The following is a 25,813-nucleotide window of genomic DNA, read 5'->3' on the forward strand; positions in this document are numbered from 1 at the left end:
TCCTGAACTGAACTCGTCGTTACGTAAAGAGTTGGATAAACAGATTGACCGGGAAATCCCCCAGCGCGGCGCTGACGTTCAGCTCCCTGTTTTTTGTGACTGCGCTGCTGTGAAAAAGTCCCTTCAGGTTTGTGTCAGAGGCGGCGAACGGTAAAACCACCCGTGTATCGCCCCAGCGCAGCGCATCAACTTGAGGGACGGCACCGTTTTCCAGCAGCGTCGCGCAGCGCACCGGGACGATCACGATGGCGTACATCCCCTCGTGCTCACGGGCAAACGCGAGCACGTTGTGCGCCTGCTCGCCCAGTACCTCCAAGGCCTGGTACGCGCCGCGCCGGAACAGCTCGGCGTGTTCGACGCGCAGGTTCAGCACCTCGGCGATCAGCGCTTGTTTGATACGCCCGTCACGCCAGTTCGCCAGCAGAGTCTCGACTTCAACACGCTCATGCAGGGCCTGCTCGCGAGCGGCGTAGTCCACCGGCCGGCGGTTATCGGGATCGACCAGGCTGAAATCCCAGAACTCGTTGCCCTGATACAGATCCGGCACCCCCGGCACAGTCATGCGCAGCAAGGTTTGCGCCAGACTGTTGAGGGCGCCAGCCGCAGCGATACTGTTCACGGTCTTGCTCAGCGCGGCGCGCAGCAACTCGCCTGCTTCACCGGTGAGCAGGCGTTGAGTGAACGCCTGCGCAGCGTTTTCATAGGCTTCATTCGGCGCACTCCAACTGCTTTGCAGCTTGGCCTCGCGCAGGGCTTTCTGCTGCCATTGCCAGATCCGCTCGGCGTAATCGGCCAAACCGGCCTGATCATCATCGCGCAAGTGCAGCGGCCAACTGCCGAGCAGGGCTTGATAGAGGATCAGTTCATCAGCGGACGAGGGCTGTTGATCATCGTCACGCAGCGGACGAGCGAGGGCGCGCCACAACTCGACCTGTTCGGCGTACCAGTGGCTGCGCTCGCTGAGCACCGCCAGCCGCGCACGGGTGTCCTCGCCGCGTTTGTGGTCATGGGTGGCGGTGGCCAGCAAGTTGTCGGGAAACGCCTCCATGCGCTGTTGATTGATCGCGTGGAAGTCACTCAGCGGTGCGCTGAACTGTTCGGTGTTGTAGCCGACGTCGTTGCGCGACAGCAGCACCGCCGAGCGGTACAGCGCGGTGTCTTCCACGGCTTTGGCCGCCGCTGGGGAGGTCAGTTGCTGGAAACGTACGCAGGCGTGCTTGAGAATCTTGCGTGAGCGTCCGCGCGGGGTGTGCCGCCACGGCGTGCCACCGAGCCACGCGGCCACGCAGTCGAGCACCGGCCAGTCGCCTTCGCTCAGGGTCTGCCGGGCGCCGTCCATGGCTTGCTGGAAGAAGTGCTCATCCTGCGCCGAACGACCGAGTGCGCTGATGTAGGTGCGATACACCGGAAAATGCACGATCAGCGCCTGCAACACACGGCGAATCGCGCCGAGGGTCAGGTCTCGGGTCATCAGGTCGTCCCGGGCAACTTGCAGCAGCGCCTGAGCGACGCTTTCGAAGTCGCTGGCCAGCGAGCCGTTGAGAATCTGCTGGCGCGCCAGTTGCGCTTCTTCGATGAACGCCGCCGGACGCTCGGTACGCCGCTGCCAGAGGTCGCCGAGGACGTGTTCTCCATCGGGGTCGTGTTGCAGCAACGAGAGCTGATTCATGAACTCGTAACCGGTGCTGCCATCCACTGCCCAGTCGGTGCGCAGGGTTTCGCCTTCACCGAGAATCTTCTCGACGTAGATCGGCAAGTGCCGGCCTGGCGCAAGCAGATCAAGGCGCCGACGCAGTTTGCGGCAATAACCGCGCGGATCGGCGAGGCCGTCGATGTGGTCGATGCGCAAACCGTCGACCAGCCCTTCGGCGATCAACTGGAAAATCTTGCCGTGAGTCGCTTCGAACACCGCCGGACGCTCGACACGCAGGCCGCCGAGTTCGTTGATGTCGAAAAAGCGCCGCCAGTTGATGTCATCCGCTGCGGTGCGCCAACTGGCCAGACGGTAGCTCTGGCGTTCGAGCAATTGGTGCAGCTTGTCGAAACCTTCGGCAGTGGTGGAGTCGTAATGCGCGAGACTTTCCTCGATCGCGGCGAAGATCTGCGGATCGCTTGCCAGCTCCTTCAATTCAGCTTTGAGCGGCATCGCCAGCGCATGCGCATCGGTCTGGTAGCTCAACGCACTGAAACGATCAGCCAGTGACTTCAACGGCTCAACGGGTTTGAGCAGTTCACCGTAGTCATTCGGGCAGATCGGGAAGTGGTGTTCGTAATGCTCGACGTGAAAGCGCCCTTGTTGTGCGTCGAAGTGCAGTTTCAGCGTGCCTTCCTGCAACGCGACGCCGTAATCGCTGCCCAGAAACGGCAGCAGCAACTGGCCTTCCATCAACGGGTCCGGTGAGTGCCACTGGATGTCAAAGAACTCGCCGTAAGGGCTGAGTCGGCCCCATTCCAGCAGGTCGAGCCACCACGGATTGTCCCCGCCGCCGACGGCCATGTGGTTGGAGACGATGTCGAGGATCAGCCCCATGTTGTGTTCGCGCAGGGCGCTGACCAGACGCCGCAGCGCCGGTTCGCCGCCGAGTTCCGGATTGACCTGGGTCGGGTCGACCACATCGTAGCCGTGCATGGAGCCGGCGCGGGCCGCGAGCAGCGGTGAGGCGTAGAGGTGGCTGATGCCAAGGCGGGCAAAGTACGGCACCAGCGGCACCGCGTGTTCCAACGTGAAACCCTTGTGAAATTGCAGGCGCAGGGTGGCGCGCAGGGGCTGGATGAGCGTCTGGTTCATTGGTCACGCTCGGCAGCTTGCAGGCGGGCACAGGCCAGCAATTCCAGACGCCGCGCGGCATCGGTGCCGTCGAGCAACGCTTCGCTGTTGCCGGGCAGGCGCCGCGACCAGTTCGGATGGCTGTCGATGGTACCCGGCAGGTTGGCTTGTTCGTCGATGCCCAGCGCATCCTCCAGCGGCAGCAACACCAGCGGCGCGCGGGTGTGGCCGAGGAAACGCACGCTGGCGTCCACCACCTGATCGGCTTCGTGGGACTCTTCGCGAAAGTTCTGCGGGTCCTGACTCAGGGCTCCGCGCAGGCCTTCGCGTTCGCGCTGGCGATGACGGCGCCAGTCGATTTCACCGTTGGCATCGACAAAGCCCAGGCGCGCATTCCAGTCGATGTCACGGCCGTGCCACCAACCGTTGAGCGTCGGCAGATCGTGGGTGCTGGTGGTCGCCAGTGCGTTGTCCGGCCAGTCAAGGATCGGCTTGAAACGGGTGTTGTCCTGCTCAAACAACAGCACGCGCATGCCGAGAATCGAACGCGCGCTGAGCTTTTCTCGCAGCCCCTCGGGCACCGTGCCCAAGTCTTCGCCGAGGACGATGGCCTGATGCCGATGGGATTCGAGGGTCAGCAGGCGCAGCAGGTCGTCGAACGGGTAATACAGATAAGCGCCATCGGCCGGAGCGGCGCCATTGGGGATCACCCACAGGCGTTGCAGGCCCATCACATGATCGATGCGCAGTCCGCCGGCATGGGCGAAGTTGGCCCGGAGCATGTCGATGAACGCGCGAAAGCCGTTGCGTATCAGGCCCTCTGGAGAGAATGCGGAAATCCCCCAGCCCTGACCGGAGCGGTTGAGGATGTCCGGGGGCGCGCCCACGGTGAGCGAGGCGAGCAATTCATCCTGAAAGCTCCAGGCCTGACTGCCGGCGCCGTCGGCACCGACCGCGAGGTCGGCGATCAGGCCGATGCCCATGCCGGCGCTACGGGCAGCCGTCTGCGCGCGCTCCAGGCAGCGGTGGATCAGCCATTGACAGAAGGCGAAGTAACCGATGCGTTCGGCATATTCCTCGGCAAAGGCTTCAAGGGCGGCACCGCGCGGGTCGTGCCAGTGTTCCGGCCATTCGCGCCAGTCGAGGCTTTCGCCACGGGCGGCGCGCATTTCCTGGATCGCTTCGAAGCGGCAGTGGTTTTCCAGTGCTTCGCCACCGGCATGACGGAAACTGGCGAAGTCCGGGTGCAACGGATGCTCGCCGGCGACAAAACCTTCGTACAAGGCTTGCAGCAATGCCTGTTTGGCGTTGGCGGCGGTCGGCCAGTCGATCAGTTTCGAATCTTCCAGTTGACGAAATTGTTCCGCCAGCCCGCTGGCGTCGATCGCATCGCGCAAGGCCCGTTCGCCAAGGATGGCGCCCGGTGCGGCATACAGGGGGTTGAGAAACAGACGGCTGGAGGGCGAATAAGGGCTGTAGCGCCCGGTGTCGGCGCTGAACATCGCGTGCAACGGACTGATCGCCAGCGCATCGGCGCCGCGTTCGCCGGCCACACGAGCCAGTTCCTCCAGCGCCTGGGTGTCACCAAAGCCGCAGTCGCCGGGGCGACGCAGACTGTACAGTTGCGCACTCAGGCCCCAGACGCGAGGGATCGGGTTGTCCACCGCATCGCCCACGCTGAAGCAGCGCTCGGGGGCCACGGCCAGAGTGAAATATTGATCGGCGATATGGACCTGCTGATAACCGACCGGGATCAACCCGGGCAATTTCGCTTCGGCGTCGAGTTTGAGGTTAAGGCGGGAACCGTCCTCGAGGTGGATTTCGCAAGGCGTCTCGGGCTCGAAATAGCGAGCCAGATCAACGCCGACCCCGACATCGGCGGTCAACAGCGGCGGCAAGTGGCGATCTTGCTGTACTTGTTGCAGTTGCAGCAGGCTGGCATCGATTTCCTGCGCGGTGTTGGCCGGATGACCCAGCCCGGTAAGGACATTGCGCAGTACCGCCGGGGCGACTTTCTGCGGGCGGCCGTTGGCGTCGATCCAGTCGACGGCGAGGCCGGCGCGGCTTGCGAGTATTTCCAGTTGCGCATCGCTCATAGGCGCTCTCCATCCAGAGGTTGCAAGGGGGTTGCGGCCGTGAGGCTGACAAGCGCGCAATACGCGGGCAGTTGGCCCGGTTCCGACAGGGCAACGGCGGGCGGTTGCTGAAACAGCCACACAGCGTCGCTCTGTGCTGGGTTGACCACTGGCGTGTCGCTGAGGTTCAGGTCAATTCGCAGCTCACTGCCATCGCCCAGGCGCCAGCGCGCACTGACCGCGCCACGACCGAGCATGTGCGCCCCGAGCGCCTGAGTGCCGGACAGGTTGGGAATGATGTATTGATGGCGCAATTGCAGCAGGCGTCGGTACAGCGCGAGGGTTTCCTGCTGTTTTGCGCTGCCGCTGCCGATCAAGCGTGGCTGTGAGGCGTGGAAGGTCTGTTCGGCATTCGGGTCGGGAATTTTTTCGCGCTGGTGCGGATCGGTGAAGGCGCTGAACGCGGCGAACTCATTGCGCCGGCCTTCGCGCACCAGATCCGCCAATTCACCGTGGTGGCTGGTGAAGAACAGGAACGGTTGCTCGGCGGCGAACTCATCGCCCATGAACATCAGCGGAATCATCGGCGACAGCAGTAACAGCACGGTGGCGGCCTGCACGGCACGTGGGTCGGCCAATTGATGCAGGCGTTCGCCGAAGGCCCGGTTACCGATCTGGTCGTGGTTCTGCAGAAACAGGATGAAAGCGGTCGAGGGAAGGTGTTCACTGGGCTCACCGCGAGGTTCGCCGTGGCGGGTGATGTGGCCTTGAAACACGAAGCCCTGGCTCAGGCAGCGGGCCAGTTGCTCAGTGGGTTGCAGCGCATAGTCAGCGTAATAGGCGTCGGTTTCGCCGGTCAGCAGCACGTGCAGGGCGTTGTGCCCGTCGTCGTTCCACTGGGCGTCGTAATCCTCTTCGAGCAGGCTCGACTGGTTGAGCTCGTTTTCCACGGTCAGCCAGACGTGACGCGTCGGATCGATCTGTTGCCGGATGCGTTGTGCCAGCTCCGGCAGGAAATCCGGGCTTTCGATCGCGTGCACTGCGTCCAGGCGCAGACCGTCGAAACGGTATTCGAGCACCCACATCAGCGCATTTTCGATAAAGAAGTCCCGCACTTCACGGCGGCGGAAGTCGATCGCCGCCCCCCAAGGCGTGTGCTTGTCTTCGCGAAAAAAACCTTTGGCGTAGCGACCGAGGTAATTGCCGTCAGGGCCGAAGTGGTTGTAGACCACATCGAGAATCACCGCCAGCCCGTGGCCGTGGGCACTGTCGATCAGGTGTTTGAGTTGTTCCGGGCTGCCATAGGAGGCTTGCGGTGCGAAAGGCAGGACGCCGTCGTAACCCCAGTTGCGGGTACCGGGAAATTGCGCGACAGGCATCAGTTCGATGGCGGTAATCCCCAGCTCGACCAGACGCGCCAGATGCTGCTCGACTTCCGCAAAACCGCCGAGTGCGCCGACATGCAGCTCGTAGATCACCGCCTCGCTCCACGGCCGGCCGTGCCAGGTGGTGTGCCGCCAGTCGTAGGCCAGCGGATCGACCACCACACTGTGACGGTCAAGATCACCGTCCTGAGCACGGGAGGCCGGGTCAGGCACCTCCAGTTCACCGTCGATGTTGAAGCGGTAGCGGGTGCCCGCCGGGCACTGGGCCTTGATCACGAACCAGCCATCACCCTGCGGCAACATCGGCAGGGACTGGCCGTCTTCAAGTTCGACACTGACGTAAAACGCATCCGGTGCCCACAGCGCAAACTGAGTGTGTTCGGCGTCCTGCATGATCGCGCCGTGGGGCCAGTTTTCTTGGGTCCGTAACGGCATCGTGAAAAGCTCCCTGAGTTATTTGTGGCCGGCTTTACCCAGCGCCTTGGCGACCAGTCGTTCGTAGAGTTCGGCGTAGGGTTCGACCGCTTTGCACCAGTTGAACGGCGCGGCCATGGCCCGGCAGCGCATCGCGTTGAGCAATTCGGGGAAGGCGAAGACCTTGAACGCACGGCTCAGGGCTTCGCGGTAGCTGTCGGCGGTGGATTCGTCGAAAAGGAATCCGGTGACGCCATTCTCGATGGTGTCGGCCAGCCCGCCGGTATTGCGCGCCACCGGCAACGAGCCGAAACGCTGGGCGTACATCTGACTGAGGCCGCAAGGCTCGTAACGCGACGGCATCAGCAGGAAATCGCTGCCGGCGAACATGCGGCGGGCGTCGGTTTCATTGAAGCCGATGCGCACGCCGATCTGCCCGGGGAAGCGCAGCGCCAGTTCACGCATGGCCTGTTCTTCTTCCGGCTCGCCACGGCCGATGATTGCGATCTGGCCGCCGTTCTGCACGATGTATTCGGAGACGGCTTGCGTCAGGTCCAGACCTTTTTGATAGACCAGTCGCGAAACCACGGCAAACAGCGGGCCGCTGGAGTCGCTCAAACCAAACAGTTCACGCACATGGGCGGCGTTGATCGCTTTGCCTTCCCAGTCGCCGATGGCGAACGGTGCGAACAGGTGCGGATCAGTCGCCGCATCCCAGCTTTCGTCGATGCCGTTGGGAATGCCGCTGAGCAAGCCTTGCTGGGTCTTGGCGGCGAGAAAACCGTCGAGACCGCAGCCGAAATCCGGGGTGGTGATTTCCTGCGCATAGGTCGCGCTGACCGTGGTGATGTGGCTCGAATAGGCCATGCCGGCCTTGAGGAACGACATCTTGCCGTAAAACTCCATGCCTTCCTGTTGCAGGGCATGGGTCGGGATGCCGAGTTCCGGGCACGAGCCGAGGCTGGTCACGCCTTGATAGGCCAGGTTGTGAATGGTGAACAGGGTCGGCGTGCGCTGCCCGCGCCAGTGCATATAGGCAGGAGCCAGACCGGCCGGCCAGTCGTGGGCGTGCACCAGATCCGGGCACCAGTGAATTTGTGCGAGGTTGGCGGCGATGTCGGCAGCGGCCAGACCCAGGCGGGCGAAACGGATATGGTTGTCGGGCCAGTCGCGGCCATTGTTGGCGCCGTAGGGCGAGCCTTCACGTTCATACAGTTCAGGGCAGATCAGGACGTAGATCACCAGTCCGTCCGGCATGTCCATGCGCCCGATCTTGCACGGGGGCAGTGCGGCATGGCCGCCGAGTTCGCCGATGATATGGATCGGGTTCTCGCTGTGCATCACCTGCGGGTAACCGGGGATCAACACCCGCACATCGTGCAAGTGCGCCATGGCGCGGGGCAGGGCGGCGGAGACGTCACCCAGACCGCCGGTCTTCACCAGGTCGGCGATTTCCGAGGTGACGAACAGCACTTTCTTCTTGTTCGGATTCTGGCTGGCGACTGGCGTCAGCGTTTTGGTGCCCGGGACGCTGATCGACCGGCTGCCGGGAAGACTCATGGTGCTCGATTCACCAACCGCCTGCTGAGCACGCTCTCCCTGAATATCCAATGCCGCACTGATCATATGAATCTCCCGTGTCGTTGATCTGATTCTTGTATCGAACAAGCTGTGGCCAAATCCTGTGGCCGGGCGCAAACGCGCCACGCATCGGTGAGCAAACGCTACCCAACACGCGCAAGCAGAATGGGTGAAAGGGCCGTTGCAAGGATTGCACCAGTCGCGTTGAGCCTGCCTTTCAGATGACCCGCCGCCATCGGCAAAAGTTTCGACAATTTTTCGGGTTTGTGACTGGCCGGTTTTAACCCGCGAAAATCAGTCTAGGCCAGATCCTAGAGCGGGCGAGAGCAAACGGGTAAATTGTTCGACAATCGGTTTGCAGGCAGCGAAAACCGTGGTGTTCAAGCAGGAACGCACCGACGAAGGGCAGGTTTTTTTGAGGGAGAGGGCTAAAACGGTGACTGGCCGGTCACGATTTTGTGCTAGCGGAAAGGCAAGGTGCACTGTTGTGGTGCGGTCAGTTTGTTGATCTGCTGAACACGGATGCACCTGTAGGAGCTGCCGAAGGCTGCGATCTTTTGATCTTGTTTTTTTAGATCAAGATCAAAAGATCGCAGCCTTCGGCAGCTCCTACACGGGGTCAGTTGAGGATCCTGATTGGATTATCCGCTGCCCACTCCTGAATATCCTCGATCATCTGTGCAAAGAACTGCGCATAGTTCTGTCGGCTGACATACCCCACATGCGGTGTGGCCAGCACATTGTCCAGCGTGCGAAACGGGTGCAGTTCAGGCAGCGGTTCCTGATCGAACACATCCAGCGCCGCTGAGGCGATCTTGCGTTTCTGCAGCGCCTTGATCAGCGCCGCTTCATCGACGATCGGCCCGCGGGCGGTGTTGACCAGCAGCGCGCCGGGTTTCATCCAGTCCAGCGCCTGTGCGTCGACCAGCCCACGGCTGCGCTCGCTCAATACCAGATGCACCGACAGCACATCGGCCTGCTCGAACAGTTGCTGTTTGCTGACCCGGGTCACGCCGACGGCTTCAGCGCGTTCGGCGGTGAGATTCTCACTCCAGGCAATTACGCGCATGCCAAATACCTGACCGAATTGCGCGACCTTTTGACCGATGCTGCCCAGACCAAGAATGCCCAGGGTTTTACCGTGCAAATCACCGCCCAGCCCTTGCTGCCAGCCGCCGGCGCGCAGGGCATTGGCTTCGTTCAGCAGATTGCGCGTGGCGGCCATGATCAGCGCCCAGGTCAGTTCCGGCGCCGCGTGCTTATAGCTGTCGGTGCCGCAGACCTTGATCCCGAGGTCGGCAGCCGCCTGCATGTCCAGCGCCGCGTTGCGCATGCCGCCGGTGACCAGCAGCTTGAGGTTGGGCAGGCGCTGCAGCAGGTCCTGGTCGAAACGCGTGCGCTCGCGCATTACGCAGATCACCTGGTACTGGCCAAGACGTTCGGCCAGTGTGGCGTTGTCCGCCGGGTAGTCGTGCACAAACGTCACTTCGCCGATGCTGTCGAGCACCGACCAGTCGACCACGTCCCGCGCCACATCCTGCCAGTCATCGATCACTGCAATCTGCACCGCCATCAGCCTTACCTCATCAACGAACGGGATTGGGGTTGTTCAGCCAGCCGAGCAAGGCCTGGTGAAATTTCGCCGGCTCTTCCATCTGCGGCGCGTGGCCCATGCCGGGAAACTCCACCAGCGTCGACTGTGGAATCAGTTTGGCGACTTGCTTGCCGAGCACCTCATAGTGGCCGATTTTTGCCTTGACCTCGGGGGAGGCGAGATCCTTGCCAATGGCCGTGGTGTCGGACGTGCCGATCAGCAACAGGGTCGGCATTTTCAGGTCCTTGAACTCGTAGTACACCGGCTGGGTGAAGATCATGTCGTAGATCAGCGCCGAGTTCCATGCCACCTGGGTCTTGCCTGGCCCATTGCTCAGGCCCGCGAGCATGTCGACCCAACGGTCGAATTCGGGTTTCCAGCGGCCGTCGTAATAGGTGTTGCGCTCGTAGTCGCGAATGCCTTGGGCGGTGACCTTGAGTTCGCGCTGGTACCACTGATCGACGGTGCGATAAGGCACGCCGAGGGCTTTCCAGTCCTCCAGACCGATCGGGTTGACCAGCGCCAGTTGTTCGACCTGTTCCGGGAACAATAGCGCGTAGCGGGTGGCGAGCATGCCGCCGGTGGAATGGCCGAGCAGCGTGGCTTTCTGGATGCCGAGGGCCTTGAGCAGTTGTTGGGTGTTGGTCGCCAGTTGCTGGAAACTGTACTGATAGTGGTCGGGCTTGCTCGAGGTGCAGAAGCCGATCTGATCCGGCGCAACAACCCGGTAACCGGCCTCGCTCAAGGCCTTGATCGAGCTGTCCCAGGTGGCGGCGCAGAAATTCTTGCCGTGCATCAGCACCACGGTGCGGCCGTTGGCCTTGCCATGGGCGGCGACGTCCATGTAACCCATCTGCAGGGATTTACCCTGGGACTGAAAGGCAAAGTGCTTGAGTGTGTAGGGATACTGAAAACCCTGCAGCTCCGGACCATAAGTCGGGCCGTCGGCGGGGGCTGCTTCAGTTGCGGCGGCATGGGCAAACAGCGGCAGCGCGGCGCTGAGGAACAGACCGGGCAGCCAGCGGGAGAGCGTGACGGACATAAGGGCAAACTCCATGAAAATCGGCCAATGCTGTAACGCCCGGATTAGGGCGACGTTAACCACAGGCAACGCCGCGTGCAGAATGTTCAACCGAGCCAGCCCAGGGTCAGCATCGCCACCACGGCGTAGCGCGCGCCTTTGGCCAGGGTGACGATCAATAGAAAGCGCCCGAGTGGTTCGCGCATGACGCCGGCGATCAGGGTCAGCGGATCACCGATCACCGGCAGCCAGCTGAGCAGCAGGGACCAGTGACCGTAACGCTCGTAATGTTTGCGCGCGGTGGCCATGTGTTTCGCGCTGACCGGAAACCAGCGGCGATCCTGAAACCGTTCGAGGCCGCGCCCCAGCCACCAGTTGACCAGCGAACCGAGGACATTGCCCAGCGTCGCCACGCCCAACAGACCCCAGAGCCAGTAATGATCGCTGGCGATCAGCCCGACCAGAAGTGCTTCGGATTGCAGCGGCAGCAGCGTCGCAGCGCCGAACGCCGCCGCGAACAGCCCGAGGTAACCGGCAGCCATCAATGCGCCGGGTAGTCCGCCACCACCACATCCGTGCCGTCCTTCTTCAGGCCGATCACTTGATAGGCATCGCTCATGCCGTCCATTTCCATGCCCGGCGACCCCATGGGCATGCCCGGTGCGGCGATACCCAACAGATCGTCACGCTTGCTCAGGGCCAGCACTTGTTCAGCCGGCACGTGGCCTTCAACGAACTTGCCGTTGATCAGCGCGGTATGGCACGAGCCCAGGCGCGGTGGTACGCCGTGTTGCTGCTTGAAGCGGCTCATGTCGCTTTCGACGTGGTCTTCGACTTTGAAGCCGTTGGCTTCGAGGTGGCTGATCCATTTTTTGCAGCAGCCGCAATTGGCATCGCGATGCACTTCGATCGGAATCAGGTCGGCCGCCTGGGCCAGGGAGGAGAGAAGCAGGGCGCTGAGGGCGCTGAGGGCGGTCAGTCGCAGGGAGGTTCGCATAATGGATTCTCGGCTCGGATGACGATCAAAAAGGAAAGCATTTTGACCGGATTATCCTGCCCGGCATCAACGGAGTGTTTCAAGTTGATACAAGACAGGCTGGCAGGATGATCATTGATCAAGCCTGACAGCCTGCTGAGAGGGAGATTACAAATCTGTCAGGCTCAACGAACCTTGAACCGCCCCATGATCGCGCTCACCCGGTTGTTGGCTTCCAGCAGCTGGTGGGTGTTGCGTTCGCTGGCCTGGCCGCTGTGCACCAGTTCTTCGACCATGTGCCGGATCTGCACCATGCTGCGGTTGATCTCTTCGGTGACTGCGCTCTGCTGTTCGGCAGCGGTGGCGATCTGCGTGCTGAGGCTGTTGATGTGACTGACCGAGCCGGCCATTTCATCCAGACCCGAGTTGACCCGTGCTGTGGCGTCGGCGGCCGACTGGCAACTGGCCTGAGTGTTTTCCATGGCGCTGACCGAGGAGCTCACGCCTTGGGTCAGGCGAGTCAGCATTTCGTTGATCTCCGAGGTGCTGGCCTGAGTGCGGGCGGCGAGGGCGCGGACTTCGTCGGCCACCACGGCAAAGCCGCGACCCTGTTCACCGGCCCGGGCGGCTTCGATGGCGGCGTTGAGCGCCAGCAGGTTGGTCTGGCCGGCGATGGCGCCGATCACCCCGAGAATCTCGGTGATGCGCTGGGCGTCCTGCTGCATGTTCTCGACTTTTTTGGTGGCGCTGGCCACTTCATCGATCAAGGCCACCACGCTGTTGGTGGCTTCACCGACGACCACCCGCGAACGGTCGGCGTTTTCGTTGGCGCGCTGGGTGAACGCTGCGGTTTCTGCGGCGTTCTGCGCGACGCTTTCGGCCGTCGAGCTCATCTCGGTGATGGCGGTAACGGTCTGATCGGTTTCCGATGCATGGCGCAGCAGAATCTGGCTGGTGTTGGCCGACGTGCGTTGCAGATCGTCGAGGCTTGAGGCCATGGCGCCGGTGGCCTGCGTCACTTCACCGATCATGTTCTGCAGGTAGGCAATAAAGGTGTTGACCGAGTGCCCGATGGCGCCCAGTTCATCTTCGGCGCGGATGGTGATGCGCCGGGTCAGATCGGCATCGCCGCTGGACAACGAATCGATATTGGCCTTGAGCGCCTTCATTCGCGACACCAGTTGGCGGATCGCATACACCTGCAACAGCACCAGCAGAATCACCAGCGGAATCTGCAGCAGGCTCAGGCTGCTGAGCACGTCGTCACGCTGGGCGGTGAGCATTTTCGTTGGCAGGGCGGTGGCGAGGAACCACGGCGTGCCTTCGATCGGGCGCATGAAGAACGTGCTGGCCTCGCCATTGTTGTCGAACTCGACGCGTTGCGCCTGATCACGGTTTTGCAGACCCGCCTTGACCTGACTGGCGAAAGTCGAACCGGCGGCCAGCTCGCTGATGTTCTTCAGTACGATCGGGCCGCTGATGCGCGAGCTGTTGCTGATGATCTTGCCGTCGGCCTCGACGATCAGCATTTCGGCGTTGAGGTCTTTTTCCTTGCGCGCCACCAGATCGTTGAAGAAGCCCAGCGTCACGTCGATGGTTGACACGCCCCAGGCCGCGCCGTTTTTCTGGATCGCCATGGCGCAGTTGGTGCGCGGCTCGGCGCTCGCATCGTCTTTATAGGCGGCCGCCCAGGCGCACTGGCCGCGCGGGGTCTGCATGCCACCCTTGTACCAACTCTGGTCGTAGTAGTTCGGCGCCGCGTCGCTGTTCCAGAAGGTGTTCACCGCCAGTTTGCCCGAGGCATCGCGGTGCCAGAACGTGCTGAACTTGTTACGTCCGGCTTCGCGCTGACCCGGCAACGGCCAAATCCCGCCACCAAACACTTTCAGTTCGCCGTACTGATCCACCAGCCCCGGCAACACTGTGTCGATGGCCGCGCTGTCGAGCAGCGGAATGGTCTGAGTGATGCTGCGCTGCTGCGACTGAACCTTATTGAGTTCGCCCTGAATCTGCTCGGCGACTTCGGCGATGCGATTGAGCACCACCTGTTCTTCGGTATGCCGCAGCTTGGGTGCGACCAATTGGCTGATACCGACCACGGTCAACACCGACAGCAGCAGGATGAAAAGAACCAGAAATAACGTGTAGCGAGCCTGAATGGTGCGGAATGCGGGCATGGAGACCGGTCCTTGAGCTGCGATTCTTATTGTGGGGTCGAGGGAGAAACGGCGGGGTTACACCAGCGTATCGTCGGCGAAGGGGGAAGCTTTAGGTACTTTCGTGCAAGAAAGTTTCGGGCTGACAGAAGGGGCGTATCGACCCTGATACAAATGAATTGACCGCCTGTTTAACCGATACGAAAAAAGCATCGCCAGCCATCGTCAAACTGCCATGAAGCCCCGTGATAGTGAGCTTGCGGTGATTTGTATCGAGAATGTACAGAAATTGTAAGCGACTGCACTAAAAGGGTTGGTGCCACTAGTTGGCCGGTAGATACTTCGCGTCATTCAAAGTGTCACCAAGGACATTTCATGGTTATTTCACAGGGAGTCTTCTCATGACGATCGGCATTGTCGGTGGTTGGGAAAGCAAGGCAGGGGTGCTGGTTCGCAATACGGGCGCGAAAAAGCAGGTGAATCAAAGCGTCAAGGTGCAGCAGATGCTGACCATGGTCGGCAACGATCCGAACGCGCTGAACACCGCAGAAATGGACAAGCAGGGCCTGCGCAAGAACATCAAGGGCTTCGACCCGTCGAACACTTCGGTCAAACAACTGGGCAATCTGAGCGTTTTCCTGCGCAGCCGCGGGCTGATCTCCGAGATCACCTCGTTCACTTTGCTCAATGCCGGCGACAAGTTCGACCGGTTCGGCGTGACCAAAGACGTCGATGCCAAATTCAACGCACTGGAATATTTCGCCACCCAGCTCGACGCGATCCAGAGCAATGGCCTCAATGGCAACGCTTACGGCAAGAACCTGATCCCCGAATTCAAAAAGGCGATCTACGTGCTGCAAAACCTGAAAACCTACGGTGAAGGCAACGCGCCGAAACCGGTGGATCAAGGCGTCAAAGCCAAGGCCTGAATCTTGAAAACGGCCCGCCCATTTTGTGGGCGGGCCGTTTTTTTAGCCTCGGTACATTTGCCCGACCTGTCGGGCTTGGTCGTGCAAGCGTTGCATGTGCGGACAGTGCAATGTCAGCGCTGACGGCTGGTAGCCGCGATGAAACAGCGCCAGCCAGCCCTCGCTACGCTCATCGGGGACGATCCCGGTGAAAGCGAAACCTACATCGGCAAGTTGGCCCATTGCGGCGGGAAAACCCTGGGCGAGCCTGAGCCTTAGCGAAACCAGCCATTGCACCGGCAGTCGCTCAAGTTGCCTGAGCAGGTTGTCATCGAGTTCCTTCAGCACGATGTCATAGCGCCCCCAGGCGTGTTCGACATGGACCTTCGGGCCTCTCCAGAGCGCGGCTTTGTCGGTGGTACCAAACGCCCCCTCCAGATGCGACATCAATTCGCCGCAATCCGTTGGCCAGACCAGCGCGGGCAGCGGGCGTTGAAAGCCCTCGATGTCGTAGTGGCCGACAATGATCGTCTCTCGGCCCTGCCCATCGAAGGGCGAAGAGGCGTAATCCGGCAACAGACCGCAGCTGTGAAAGCCGAGACTGGCGGCCATACGCTGAGTGTACGGATGGTGCGTGACCTGCTTGATGGTGACGCCCCGGCAATCCAGTGCCTGGGCATGAATCAGCAATTGCTGGCCCAACTGTGTGGCGATGTTCTGCCCGCGGGCATCCGGATGTACCACCGTCAGTGCCAGTTCTGCCAGTGAGGATCTGCCAGACCGGCGAAACAGGGTGGCATGCCCGCGAATCTGCTCGTTCACCTCCGCCACCAGCGAGTGCCAGCGTCCGTCACTGTGATTCTGATTGATCATGCACGGCAGATACACATGCGGTTGAGGATAACGAGTGCCGTAAATGGCTTCGAACAGACCATTGACTGCCGGTGCGTCGGTGATGCGATAACGCCGCAGAATTGTCTTGGCCATCAGGCTTGCTGCTCGCACGGAGTCTGATAGTCGCGCCGGTCCACAACCCGCTGATGCTTGCCGGAACGTGGATGACACGTCAGTTCATCGCTGGCGCAGGCGATCACACGCAGATCGAGCAATTGCTCGCCGTGCAGCTTCTCGATCAACGGATATTGCTCGATCAACGTGCTGCGCAGGTTTGCGCTGGCCTGGGCGATATCCTGCATATGCCTGTCGGGTACCCATCTGAGACTCAGCAGGTCTTTTTTTCCCTGCTGCTCGATGACCAATTGCCAGTCGGCGCTGGTACCGAGGCTTTGCACCAGGTCGCCAATGTCACGCATGTCCAGACTCAAAACGCCCACCCGCACGCGCTGGCTGCTCATGCTGCGTCCCATCAGCGCGAATTTGCGCATGGGCGTGCCGGGTGGTTCACGCCAGCACGCCAGATCGCCGACGGGATAGCGGATGACGGGCATCAGGCGACGGGTCAGATTGGTCATGACCAGTTTGCCGTTACGGTCGCATTCTTCGATGACTGCGCCGCTCACCTCATCGATGATCTCCAGCACGCTGTGGCGCTCCAGCATCCGGTGTTCGCCCAGAGTGCAATCGCGAGTGCTGACGCCGATCAGTCCGGCATCGACGCTGGCGTAACCGATGGAGGCGATACGCGCGTTCGGAAGCACCCGGCGCAGCACTTGCAGCTGTGCGCCGAACAGGCTCTCGCCGCCGTAGAGCAGGGTTTCGACGCCCTCCAGAACCTGCGACCGACGCTCGAGCCAGGCGGCAAATTTCAACAGTTGCGCCGGCACGCCAGCCAGCACGTTGATCCGGTTCGCCACGATCGACTTGGCCAGTATGGCGCTATCGACGGCCCCGGTGAACGGGAACTCGCTGACGGGCGTCTCGACATGTGCCAGGGCATCGTGGACGAAAATGAAGCTGGCATACAGGTCACCGACGAAGAACAGATTGGCGACCCGGTCGCCGGGGTTCAGTTGTGCCGTGAGCTGGTTGCCGAAATCGCGCGTCAGGGTTTGCCATTCGCCGCGGGTGAACAGCGACAGTTTGCCTGAACCGGTGGTCCCCCCGGTCTGGAACACCAGCGCATCCGCGGTCGGGCCGGTCAACGGCGACCACTGCTGCAGGGACTGGCTGCCGTGCCAGTACTGCCCGGGATCGACCAGGGGCAGCTCGTTCAAGCTGCTGACGGGATCTGCAACGTCCTTGAAGTGTTCACGGTAATAAGGCGAATGTCGGCGGGCAAAATCGAGCAAGGAATTCAAATCTGTGGTGGTATTCATGGTGGTTTCATAGGGAAAGGAGCGGTGGGGCGCCAGCAGGCGCCCGTCTTCAGCGGCGTGAATCAATCACGGACGGTGTCTTGCCGCTGTGTCTGTTGCGGACGAATTGCGCAACGGCGCATTGCTCGACGTCCACGGTGAGCAGTCCGGTCTGCACCAGTGTGCTCAGCGTCTGATAGCCCTGCAGTTGAAGATGGGCCTGAGCCGGCTCCAGAGGGCTGCGCAGTCGCATGCGTTCCCGGCCGTCTGGGCCGTGGTCGAGGATCAGTTGAAACGGTGCTTGCAGGCGCTGCGCCAGCGTTGCCAGCGAGATGAAGTCAGTGGCGATGCGCAGCAATTTGCCATGCCGTTGCAGCAGCTCGAAGCGCGGTGAGGTCAGACCGCAGGGACATGGGCCGGATAGCCAGCGTCCGCTGTCACCGATGTCATAGCGCTGCACGGACTGGCCCTGACGCGCCCGGGAGGTCACCAACAGACGCCCCGACTCACCGTGATCGACCGGCGCGTCCTGATCGAAATGGACGATTTCCAGGTGCTGGATATCGCTCATCAGGTGGAACACGCCGTCTGCCGTGGCCTGGCAGGCATGGCCGAGCGGACCGGCATCGACACTGCCGTAAATCGCCGACCGGATCAGCCTGACTCCGCAGCTTTGCAACAACTCGCGGGTGGGCGCGCTTACGTGCTCGCCACCGAGAAAGACCTTGTCGATGGCGCCATAGCGCTGCAGCGTCTGCTGTTCATTGAGAAACAACCGGTGCACGGTGCTGGGCATGCCGATCAGCACCGTGATCCGTTGTTGCACGATCAGTTGCGCGATCTCCCGGTAATCGTCATCCGCTGGAGCGCCCATCGGCCAGTGTCGGGCCTCCAGTTGTTCCAGCGCCTTGGCAAAACTTGAAAACCCGCCGTACAGCCCGCCGCTGAAGAACAGGTTCATGATGTTGTCTTGCGCCGGATCGAGGCCGGCCGCGAGCAGGCCGTCGGCGGTGGCACGCATCTGAAGCTGGAAATCTTGGTAACTGAAAGCGGAAAGTGTGGGTGTACCGCTGCTGCCGCCGGACCGAAAGTACAGTTGCGCCTTGGCGTTCGCTGGCTGACTTGCAAATGTCGCCTTGTCCATGATCGACACCCCTGATAGCGCTGGCGCAGGAGGCTGGCGGTCAAGCGTGGCACACCTCGCCAGCGCGTCCGGCGGCAGGCTGACCGACACGCGACGGCTCAAGCGCTGCAGGGCGTAAACACCGTCATGGGGTTCGCCGTCGTAGCCGTCGTGGATGGCTTCAATCGGGGCGATGCGGGTCACACCGGCGGCGATCAGCGTCTGCGCCAGTTCAGCGATTTGCGCCTCAGGACACAGCAAGGCACAGCTCTGCAGTACGTTGCGCCACGGCGACAACGTAGCGCCGAGCAGTTCGCGGGGCAGGGGTTTGAGCAGCAGGCTGCGAAACAGCGCAGAAGGTTCGAGCTGACGGTCATGGCTCCAGATCACCCGCCAGTGCGGCGTACTCCAGACCCGGCCGGTCTGCCCGGCAAAACTCTGCGCCAGCCGCGCCATCGCCGTACTGGTGGTGATTTGTGAGGCTTCTTCGAGCGTCGGGGTGAGCGCCGGCCAGTGCCCGGTGCGACGCTCGAACGCGGCAGCCAGTTGCGCCCCGATATCGTTCAATTCGCTCACATCGTCGCTGTCCACCAGCAACCATTGTGGGCTGGAGCAGGCTTGCTGATCGAGGCGGCAGACTTCATCGACAATGGCATCGAGGACGGCGGGCGATACCGCATCCGGGGTCAGGTAGGCGAAGCTGATGCGGTGACCCCAGTCGATCCAGCGACAGCCTGGCGGGATCTGCAGGCGGATGGCTTGCAACGCGCTTTCGCCGCCCCAGGCGGAGACCCCGTTGGCGTGTCTGCACAGGTGACCGATTTGTCCGTTCGTTGTCGGCAACACCGCGACGTAACCAGCGAGTTGCCCGCTCGGGTCACATTCCAGCAATTTCTGGAGCAGGCGCGCAGTGAGTCCGCCGTCGCTGCTGCTGGGCCGCAGCCAGTTGACGTTGCCGCTCAACAGACCTTCCAGGACTGCACAGAACGCCAACAGCGGCGCGTTGGCCGGCGTGATGTGAACCACCAGTCCCAGAGGGCTCCAGCGCTCGAAACGCGACTGCCGATAGTCGATGCGGCGCAGGGAATCGGGTCGCAGGCCCAACTCATGATCAAGCTTGGCCTGCAGCGTCGCAGGCTGGCAAAAGTCGATCAGGGTTTGGCGCTGGCTGGTGTCGAGTGACAGCTCCGGAGGTTGATGCTGCAGGCATTCGGCGAACGCCTGCGCAGCGGTCAGTAAAGTGGAGGTCTCAAGGGGGGTCTGCAGCTGATTTGGAAGTTGCGGGTAAAGTTGTTGCAGCGCACTGTCGAGATCGCAGTCGCAGCGCAGTTTTCCGTTGATCAAGTACATATCAGAGTTTCCTCAGGAATTCGGAAGCGGCCATGGCGCAGCTCCTCGCGGCCGTCGTGCCGGCGCGGCCATGCAACTGGAACCAGTCGCTCGCCAGACCACAACCGCAACTTGCAGCGGGATACAGCGTGGCGAGGTCGCTCATGACCACCGCGTGGGCGGGACTTGACGAGATGTAAGGCGAGACCAGACTGAGCAGACCGCACTGCCCATAGGGCAGGACCGAAAAGTCCACGGGGCTGCGTACGTACACTTTCGAATAGACCGGCACATGAAAATGGTGGTGGGCACACTCGATGTAAGGCACCGCGTGCTCGACGGCGCCGTAGCCATCGCGACAGTCTTTGGCATCCATGCCCAATTGCTGCTGGATCCGTGCGTACAACTGTTGCTTGGGGACTTCTTCGGCGGCACGGGTTTTCCAGCCGCCACCAAAGAACGCCAGCGACCCGGCCGGCAGTTGCAGATCCGTCGCGCCGGTGGCGCGCATGCGTTGCAGGGTTTCCCATAGAAAAGCCGGGAAACCGAAGATGCGCACCGGCAAACCTTCTTCAGCAAACGCTTGCAGGGCCGTGATCACGCCGAACAGATCGAACCGATGACCGTCACCGTCGGCCCGTAGCGCATACACCACCCGATTGACGGGGGCAAAGCCACACAGAAACTGATCGGTGAACGATGTGCCCAAGGTGATTCGCGCCTGGGGTTCGTAGCTCAGCAACAGGTAATTGCAGGGCGTATGCGGTGTAATCCAGCCGTACTGCGCAAAGATCCGCTCGACCATGTACTGTGCCGCACCCAGGCTGCGCGCGTCATAACGCATGCGGCTTTTTTGCCCGCTGGTGCCGGAGGACGTCAGTTCCAGCGCGTCCGCGCCAGTGGGGCTGAGCAGCAAATGCTGTTTGAAGAAATTGGCGAAAATCGGCGGCAGGTGCGACCAGTCCTCCAGGGTTTCGAGGTCTTTGGCTGCAATGCCATTGGCGTTTAGCCAATGCTCATAACCTGGGGTCTGTTCGATGTGAAAACCCGTGATTTCGAGCATGGCCCGATCAAACAGACCGGGCGCCAACGAGTCCGCACAGTAGGCGGCCGTGGATGCACAGAGTGCGTCACTGTGAGGGAAAAGGTGCATTAGCGGGCCTCCTCAGGTGAAGCCGGTGCAAGGTTGAGTGGCTTCGACAAGTGCACAAAACGCTGGATCAGCGGCAGGCACAGCAAGCCAGCGAGTGCCGCGCACAGGGCGAAACCCTCGAGACTGTCGGCACCGCCAACAGCGGCTATCAGCGAACCGCCCGTGCCCATTACGACAATCGAGAGCATGCCGATGGTCGCGGAAACCAGGCCCTTGCTGTCATCGCTGGCGAAGAGTGCCAACCGGTACAGCGCTGCATTGCTCATGCCCAGGCCAATGGCATATAGCGACAGGCTGGCAATCAACAGCGGCAGCGCAGCGCTGGACAGGGCTGTGCCGATCAATGCGATCAGGCCCAGGCACAGTGGCCATAGCGCAATGCGAATGACCCGGGTCAACGAGTGGCTGGCGAGCAAACGATCAAGGATCAGATTGCCGACAATCACGGCGCCGAAGATCGGGACTTGCCACAGCCCGTATTCGCGCGAGCACAGGCCCAGCAACTGCATCAGCAGCAGCGGCGACAGCCCGATCCAGGCAATCAGGGGCAGGCTCATCAAGCCCAGTGCGAAGCTGGCGTACAGGAAGTGGCGGTTGCCGAGCAGCGTCAGATAGCGCTGCCCAATTTGCCGTGCGTTGAACGCAACGGGTGCCTGTTGTTGGCCGTCGTTGCGCATGACGCCGATTGTCTCGGGCATGCAGACATACAGCCCCAGCCAGGCAATAGCCGCCGCCAGGCCCAGGCCGAGAAACAGCGTCCGCCAGCTCAGCCATTCGAGCAGCAGGCTGCCAAGCAATGGCCCGAGCAGCGGCGACAGCAAGGCCACATTGCCCAGCAGTGCCATCAAGCGCACGGCATCCGCTTCACGGAAAACTTCCTGCAGGGCCGGATAACTGACGGCAACGACGAAGCCAAGGCCCATCCCCTGCATCAGCCGCAGCAGGTTGAACGCCTCAATGCTGGTGGAGCCAAAGGTCGCGGCACAGGCCACGCCGAACAACAGGCACCCGCTCAACAGCAGCCGCCGCCGGCCAAAACGGTCGGAGAGTGGCCCCATCAGCCATTGCAGGCAGACACCACCGATCAGGTACAGATTGAATGCGTAGGGAACATGCCGCGCGTCTGCTTCGAATTCCAGGGTAACGGCCAGCATTGCCGGCATGATCAGGTCGCTGGCCATGTAGGTCAGCAGTTCAAACAGGGAGACGGCCAGACAGAAGCCGAGGGCTTGTCCGGGGCTGATATCGATAAGTGTTCGTTGCATGCGCGGGTGTGCTCGTGGTTAGGCATCAGGAGCGCAGAGGGTAGGGCGGTGAGGAGGGGGAATTACACCAGGAAGGTATAAGCAGAAATATCAAAAAAGCGCAAAACGTTGCAGCTCGAAGAGTCTTACAAAAGCTTGATCAGGGTCTTACACGCGCAGGTCAGATTAGAGGCAGAAAGCGCCTGCTATTCAGCAGGCGCGTTCGTTCCGGGAACACAGTTTTTAACGTTTATCCGGGGAGACATCGCCTATCGATGTTGGTAATAACCGGGACCTTCCTGGTACCGATGGTGGTCGTCATGCCAGCCGCCGTGGGGGAAAATGATGCAGCCGCTCAAGGTCAGCACGGCAAGGACGGGAATCAGCCAGGTGATTCGACGGAACATTTCAAAAATCCTCATGGTTACGCCGTCATGAAGCCAAAACTCTTCATCGGCTGTAACATGAGACCGCGTTTATCAAAGCCCATCCCCGCAACACGGTATGTGCATGGCATGCAACCGGATACAAACCGGATACATTTGAAAGGTTCAGGAACCCGCAATGACCCAGAAGCAACGTTTGAAATATTCGATACTGATCGCGCTGTCGGTGCTGGCGATCATGCTCGGCCTGTCGTGGCTGCAAAATGCCGGGATGATCAGCGAGAAGACGTTCCAGTACATCGCCATCGGTGTGGCGGTGGTCGTGGTGGTGATCAACGGGGTGATGCGCCGCAAGGTCAAACCCTGACGGCGATCGCGGGACGCTTCAATCGTGATTGAGCACGGCAGCAGCCTGTGGATGCAGGCTGTAACTCTTGTCCGGGTTGAAGGTGACCACACCTTCGGCACACAGACGCTTCAACACTTCGCGCACGCTGAGAAAGGACAACGGAATATCCAGGTCCAGCAATTGGCTGTGCACACCGCGCACGCCCAGGCGTCGATCGTTTTGCGCGGCGACCAACAGCGCGTCGATGACCTTCAGGCGAATCAGGCTGGTACGCAGACCGAAGCTTTTGAGCAGCAGGCGAATGCGCTCATTGCCCTGGCGTTCGGGGCTGGGTGCGAAACTGCTCGCGCGGGGACTCATGGAAGCTCCTTGTGACGCCTGGCTACCGTCCGTTGGTAGTTGCGAGTTGTACATGGGTTACTCCTTTGCAGAGCCTGTTCAGGAAACGTTTTGGCTGCTCTCAGTAAACAAGACGTTTCAGCAGGACAAATCATGAAAGGAAATATGTAGAAATTTTGTCGGTTATTCGTTGTTTTCCCGTCATCGGCGGTTTGTCCCTTGGGCAAACGGGCTAAATATTTTTTTACTGCATTCGTTTTCTGAACAGCCACCTTGCGCCCAGGCGCAGGCGTCAACTTCAGACCGAGTTCGAAGCTTGCGCAAAGCACGCGTCGAACCGTGTCCTATCGATCAGGAGCGAGTGTGATTATTTCCAGGCAGTTAACCGGGCTGGCCCTCGCCAGCGCGTTTCTCGGGCTCAGTCTGTCGGCCCATGCATTCAGTCCCGCCACGCCAGCCAGTGCCGATATCCGCCGCACCGCGTTTGGCGTACCGCACATCCGCGCCGAGAACGAGCGCGGGCTGGGTTTCGGCATCGGTTACGCCTACGCGCAGGACAACCTGTGCTTGCTGGCCAACGAGATTGTCACGGTCAACGGTCAGCGCTCGCGCTATTTCGGGCCGGAGCAGTTCACTGTCGAACAACGCGAGAATCGCGTCAGCGACCTGTTCTTCACTTGGCTCAACACCTCCGAAGCGGTGAAAGCCTTCTGGGACGCGCAACCGGCGCAGGTGCACGATCTGGTGGAAGGTTATGCCGCCGGCTACAACCGCTATTTGGCCGAACGCCGCGAGCAAGGTCTGCCGCAACAGTGTCAGGGCGAGTGGGTGCGCGATATCGCTGCCGAAGATCTGGTGAAGCTCACTCGGCGCTTGTTGGTCGAGGGCGGTGTCGGGCAGTTCGCCGAAGCCCTGGCGGGCGCGACCCCGCCGCAGGCCACGGCTCAGTTCGACAGCCATGCACAGGCCTATCGGTTGGCGGACGCGCGCCTGCAGCGCTTCGCCCTGGATCGCGGCAGCAACGCCGTGGCGGTCGGCAGTGAACGCTCATTCAACGGACGCGGCATGTTGCTGGCCAACCCGCATTTCCCGTGGGTCGGCGGCATGCGCTTTTACCAGATGCACCTGACCATCCCCGGCAAACTCGACGTCATGGGCGCCGCCTTGCCGGGGCTGCCGATGATCAACATCGGTTTCAACCAGCATCTGGCCTGGACCCACACGGTCGATTCATCCAAACACTTCACTTTGTATCGCCTGCAACTCGACCCGAAAGACCCGACCCGCTACCTGCTCGACGGTAAATCGTTGCCGCTGAGCAAGCAGACCGTTACCGTGCAGGTCAAACAGGCGGATGGCCAAGTGGTGCCGGTTTCGCGCGATGTCTACAGCTCGCAGTTCGGCCCGATCGTACAGTGGCCGGGCAAACTCGACTGGGATCATCAGTACGCTTACAGCCTGCGCGACGCCAATCTGGACAATGATCGCGTGCTGACGCAGTGGTACGCGATGAACCAGGCATCAAGCCTCAAAGCCCTGCAGGATTCGGTGCACAAGATTCAGGGCATCCCGTGGGTCAACACGCTGGCCGTGGATGACAAGGGGCAAACGCTGTACATGAACCTGTCGGTGGTGCCGAACGTCAGCGCCGACAAACTGGCCAAGTGCAGCGACCCGCGCATCGGCTTGCAGATGATTGTGCTCGACGGTTCCAACAGCGCTTGCGCCTGGGATACCGATCCGCAAGCGGCGCAGAAGGGCATCTATGCCGCCAGCCAGCTGCCGCAACTGTTGCGCAGGGACTTCGTTCAGCACTCCAACGATTCCGCGTGGCTGGCCAACCCGGCACAACCGCTGACCGGGTTCTCGCCACTGATCAGTCAGGACGGCCAACCACTGGGGCTGCGATCACGATTTGCGCTGGAGCGTCTGAGTGCGCTGGGCAAAAAGGGGCCGCTGGCGGTCAAGGATCTGCAGCAGATGGTGATGGACGACAACGTCTATCTGGCAACCCAGGTGCTGCCCGATCTGTTGAAGTTTTGCGCTGCGGATCTGGGGGCGGACGCGGCGGCGTTGAGGCCGGTTTGCCTCAGCCTCAAGGGCTGGGATGGCCGGGCGAATCTGGATTCGGGCATCGGTCTGGTGCATTTCCAGAACATCATGCAGGCGTTGCAAGCGTCGCCGGATGTCTGGCGCGTGCCGTTCGATCCAAAAGACCCGCAACATACGCCACGCGGGTTGGCGATCGAGCAACCGACCGTGAGCAAGGCCCTGCGTGAAGCGCTGCTGGCGTCGGCCGCCACCGCGCAGAAAATGGGGCTCAAACCTGAAACCCGCTGGGGCGATATTCAAGTGGTGAGCAGCGGCGCTCGACAAACTGCGATCCACGGCGGGCCCGGGACGCTGGGAATCTACAACGCGATCCAGAGCGTGCCGCGTGAAGACGGCAAACTCGAAGTGATCAGCGGTACCAGTTATCTGCAAGTGGTGAGCTTTGACGACAACGGTCCGCATGCTCAAGGGCTGCTGGCGTTCTCGCTGTCGAGTGACCCCGAGTCGAAATATTCCCGGGATCAGACCGAGGCGTTTTCGAAAAAGCAGTGGAGCGTGTTGCCGTTCACTGAGCAGCAGATTGCTGCCGATCCGCAGTATCAACTGCAGACTGTTCGCGAAGTGGCGGGCAAGAGCGCTGAGGTGGTTGCGCGGTAAGTCAGCCTGAACGAAAAAGCCGCTGCTCCCTGAATGGGGACAGCGGCTT

Annotated in this window: 19 protein-coding genes; 3 read left to right on the plus strand and 16 right to left on the minus strand. The window is 61.3% G+C overall.

From position 1 onward, the window contains the following. Positions 1-19 precede the first annotated feature (19 nt). The 9 genes from ACM6HV_RS14045 to ACM6HV_RS14085 all read right to left on the minus strand — a co-directional run bounded on the left by ACM6HV_RS14045 (position 20) and on the right by ACM6HV_RS14085 (position 13,990). Complete coding sequence (locus ACM6HV_RS14045) at positions 20-2,788, minus strand: malto-oligosyltrehalose synthase (RefSeq protein ID WP_414904487.1); 2,769 nt, start codon at positions 2,786-2,788, stop codon at positions 20-22. After that, entirely contained in the window at positions 2,785-4,863 is a 2,079-nt protein-coding gene (malQ, locus tag ACM6HV_RS14050) for a 4-alpha-glucanotransferase (RefSeq protein ID WP_145597939.1), read from the minus strand. Before malQ ends, ACM6HV_RS14045 begins: the two co-directional genes overlap by 4 nt. Further along, complete coding sequence (gene treZ / locus ACM6HV_RS14055) at positions 4,860-6,662, minus strand: malto-oligosyltrehalose trehalohydrolase (protein ID WP_414904488.1); 1,803 nt, start codon at positions 6,660-6,662, stop codon at positions 4,860-4,862. Before treZ ends, malQ begins: the two co-directional genes overlap by 4 nt. An 18-nt stretch (positions 6,663-6,680) precedes the next feature. Next, complete coding sequence (gene glgA / locus ACM6HV_RS14060) at positions 6,681-8,267, minus strand: glycogen synthase GlgA (RefSeq protein WP_041067060.1); 1,587 nt, start codon at positions 8,265-8,267, stop codon at positions 6,681-6,683. Between the two features lie 574 nt (positions 8,268-8,841). Next, positions 8,842-9,795 (minus strand): D-2-hydroxyacid dehydrogenase family protein, encoded by a 954-nt coding sequence (locus ACM6HV_RS14065; protein ID WP_414904489.1) that lies wholly within the window; start codon positions 9,793-9,795, stop codon positions 8,842-8,844. 13 nt (positions 9,796-9,808) lie between these two features. Beyond that, positions 9,809-10,858: an alpha/beta fold hydrolase gene (locus tag ACM6HV_RS14070; RefSeq protein ID WP_145597944.1), complete on the minus strand. Its 1,050-nt coding sequence runs from the start codon at positions 10,856-10,858 to the stop codon at positions 9,809-9,811. An 86-nt stretch (positions 10,859-10,944) separates the two neighbouring features. Then, the gene (locus ACM6HV_RS14075; protein WP_222019221.1) at positions 10,945-11,379 is read right to left on the minus strand and encodes a YqaA family protein; all 435 of its coding nucleotides are present in this window, start codon (positions 11,377-11,379) and stop codon (positions 10,945-10,947) included. Further along, positions 11,379-11,834 (minus strand): DUF411 domain-containing protein, encoded by a 456-nt coding sequence (locus tag ACM6HV_RS14080; RefSeq protein WP_414904490.1) that lies wholly within the window; start codon positions 11,832-11,834, stop codon positions 11,379-11,381. The genes ACM6HV_RS14075 and ACM6HV_RS14080 overlap by 1 nt, the downstream gene beginning before the upstream one ends. A 164-nt stretch (positions 11,835-11,998) precedes the next feature. Then, positions 11,999-13,990 carry a methyl-accepting chemotaxis protein gene (locus ACM6HV_RS14085; RefSeq protein ID WP_041067073.1) on the minus strand — a complete coding sequence of 664 codons (1,992 nt, stop codon included), beginning with the start codon at positions 13,988-13,990 and terminating at the stop codon, positions 11,999-12,001. 380 nt (positions 13,991-14,370) lie between these two features. Here ACM6HV_RS14085 and ACM6HV_RS14090 point away from each other — a divergent pair, with 380 nt between their 5' ends. Further along, a complete protein-coding gene (locus ACM6HV_RS14090) occupies positions 14,371-14,898 on the plus strand; it encodes a hypothetical protein (RefSeq protein ID WP_041067079.1) in 528 nt (175 codons plus the stop codon). Between the two features lie 42 nt (positions 14,899-14,940). Here ACM6HV_RS14090 and ACM6HV_RS14095 read toward each other — a convergent pair whose 3' ends face one another. The 6 genes from ACM6HV_RS14095 to ACM6HV_RS14120 all read right to left on the minus strand — a co-directional run bounded on the left by ACM6HV_RS14095 (position 14,941) and on the right by ACM6HV_RS14120 (position 22,388). Continuing rightward, complete coding sequence (locus ACM6HV_RS14095; protein ID WP_414904491.1) at positions 14,941-15,864, minus strand: GNAT family N-acetyltransferase; 924 nt, start codon at positions 15,862-15,864, stop codon at positions 14,941-14,943. After that, the gene (locus ACM6HV_RS14100) at positions 15,864-17,153 is read right to left on the minus strand and encodes a phenylacetate--CoA ligase family protein (RefSeq protein WP_414904492.1); all 1,290 of its coding nucleotides are present in this window, start codon (positions 17,151-17,153) and stop codon (positions 15,864-15,866) included. Before ACM6HV_RS14100 ends, ACM6HV_RS14095 begins: the two co-directional genes overlap by 1 nt. A gap of 49 nt (positions 17,154-17,202) precedes the next feature. Continuing rightward, positions 17,203-19,605 carry an acyl-CoA reductase gene (locus tag ACM6HV_RS14105; protein WP_414904493.1) on the minus strand — a complete coding sequence of 801 codons (2,403 nt, stop codon included), beginning with the start codon at positions 19,603-19,605 and terminating at the stop codon, positions 17,203-17,205. Between the two features lies 1 nt (position 19,606). Then, entirely contained in the window at positions 19,607-20,737 is a 1,131-nt protein-coding gene (locus tag ACM6HV_RS14110) for an acyl-protein synthase (RefSeq protein WP_414904494.1), read from the minus strand. Beyond that, entirely contained in the window at positions 20,737-22,002 is a 1,266-nt protein-coding gene (locus tag ACM6HV_RS14115; RefSeq protein WP_414904495.1) for an MFS transporter, read from the minus strand. The genes ACM6HV_RS14110 and ACM6HV_RS14115 overlap by 1 nt, the downstream gene beginning before the upstream one ends. 248 nt (positions 22,003-22,250) lie before the next feature. Then, the gene (locus tag ACM6HV_RS14120; protein WP_177327908.1) at positions 22,251-22,388 is read right to left on the minus strand and encodes a hypothetical protein; all 138 of its coding nucleotides are present in this window, start codon (positions 22,386-22,388) and stop codon (positions 22,251-22,253) included. 157 nt (positions 22,389-22,545) lie between these two features. Here ACM6HV_RS14120 and ACM6HV_RS14125 point away from each other — a divergent pair, with 157 nt between their 5' ends. Next, the gene (locus tag ACM6HV_RS14125) at positions 22,546-22,734 is read left to right on the plus strand and encodes a hypothetical protein (RefSeq protein WP_041067099.1); all 189 of its coding nucleotides are present in this window, start codon (positions 22,546-22,548) and stop codon (positions 22,732-22,734) included. 18 nt (positions 22,735-22,752) lie between these two features. On the opposite strand, the gene ACM6HV_RS14130 is transcribed toward ACM6HV_RS14125, so the two are convergent. Continuing rightward, positions 22,753-23,130, minus strand: a complete 378-nt coding sequence (locus tag ACM6HV_RS14130; protein ID WP_047294218.1) for a fe2+ zn2+ uptake regulation protein — start codon at positions 23,128-23,130, stop codon at positions 22,753-22,755. A 288-nt stretch (positions 23,131-23,418) separates the two neighbouring features. Here ACM6HV_RS14130 and ACM6HV_RS14135 point away from each other — a divergent pair, with 288 nt between their 5' ends. Then, positions 23,419-25,764, plus strand: a complete 2,346-nt coding sequence (locus ACM6HV_RS14135; RefSeq protein ID WP_414904496.1) for an acylase — start codon at positions 23,419-23,421, stop codon at positions 25,762-25,764. Positions 25,765-25,813: the final 49 nt, after the last annotated feature.

The sequence above is a fragment of the Pseudomonas sp. IT-P260 genome (assembly GCF_949768395.1).
Taxonomy (GTDB): domain Bacteria; phylum Pseudomonadota; class Gammaproteobacteria; order Pseudomonadales; family Pseudomonadaceae; genus Aquipseudomonas; species Aquipseudomonas parakoreensis.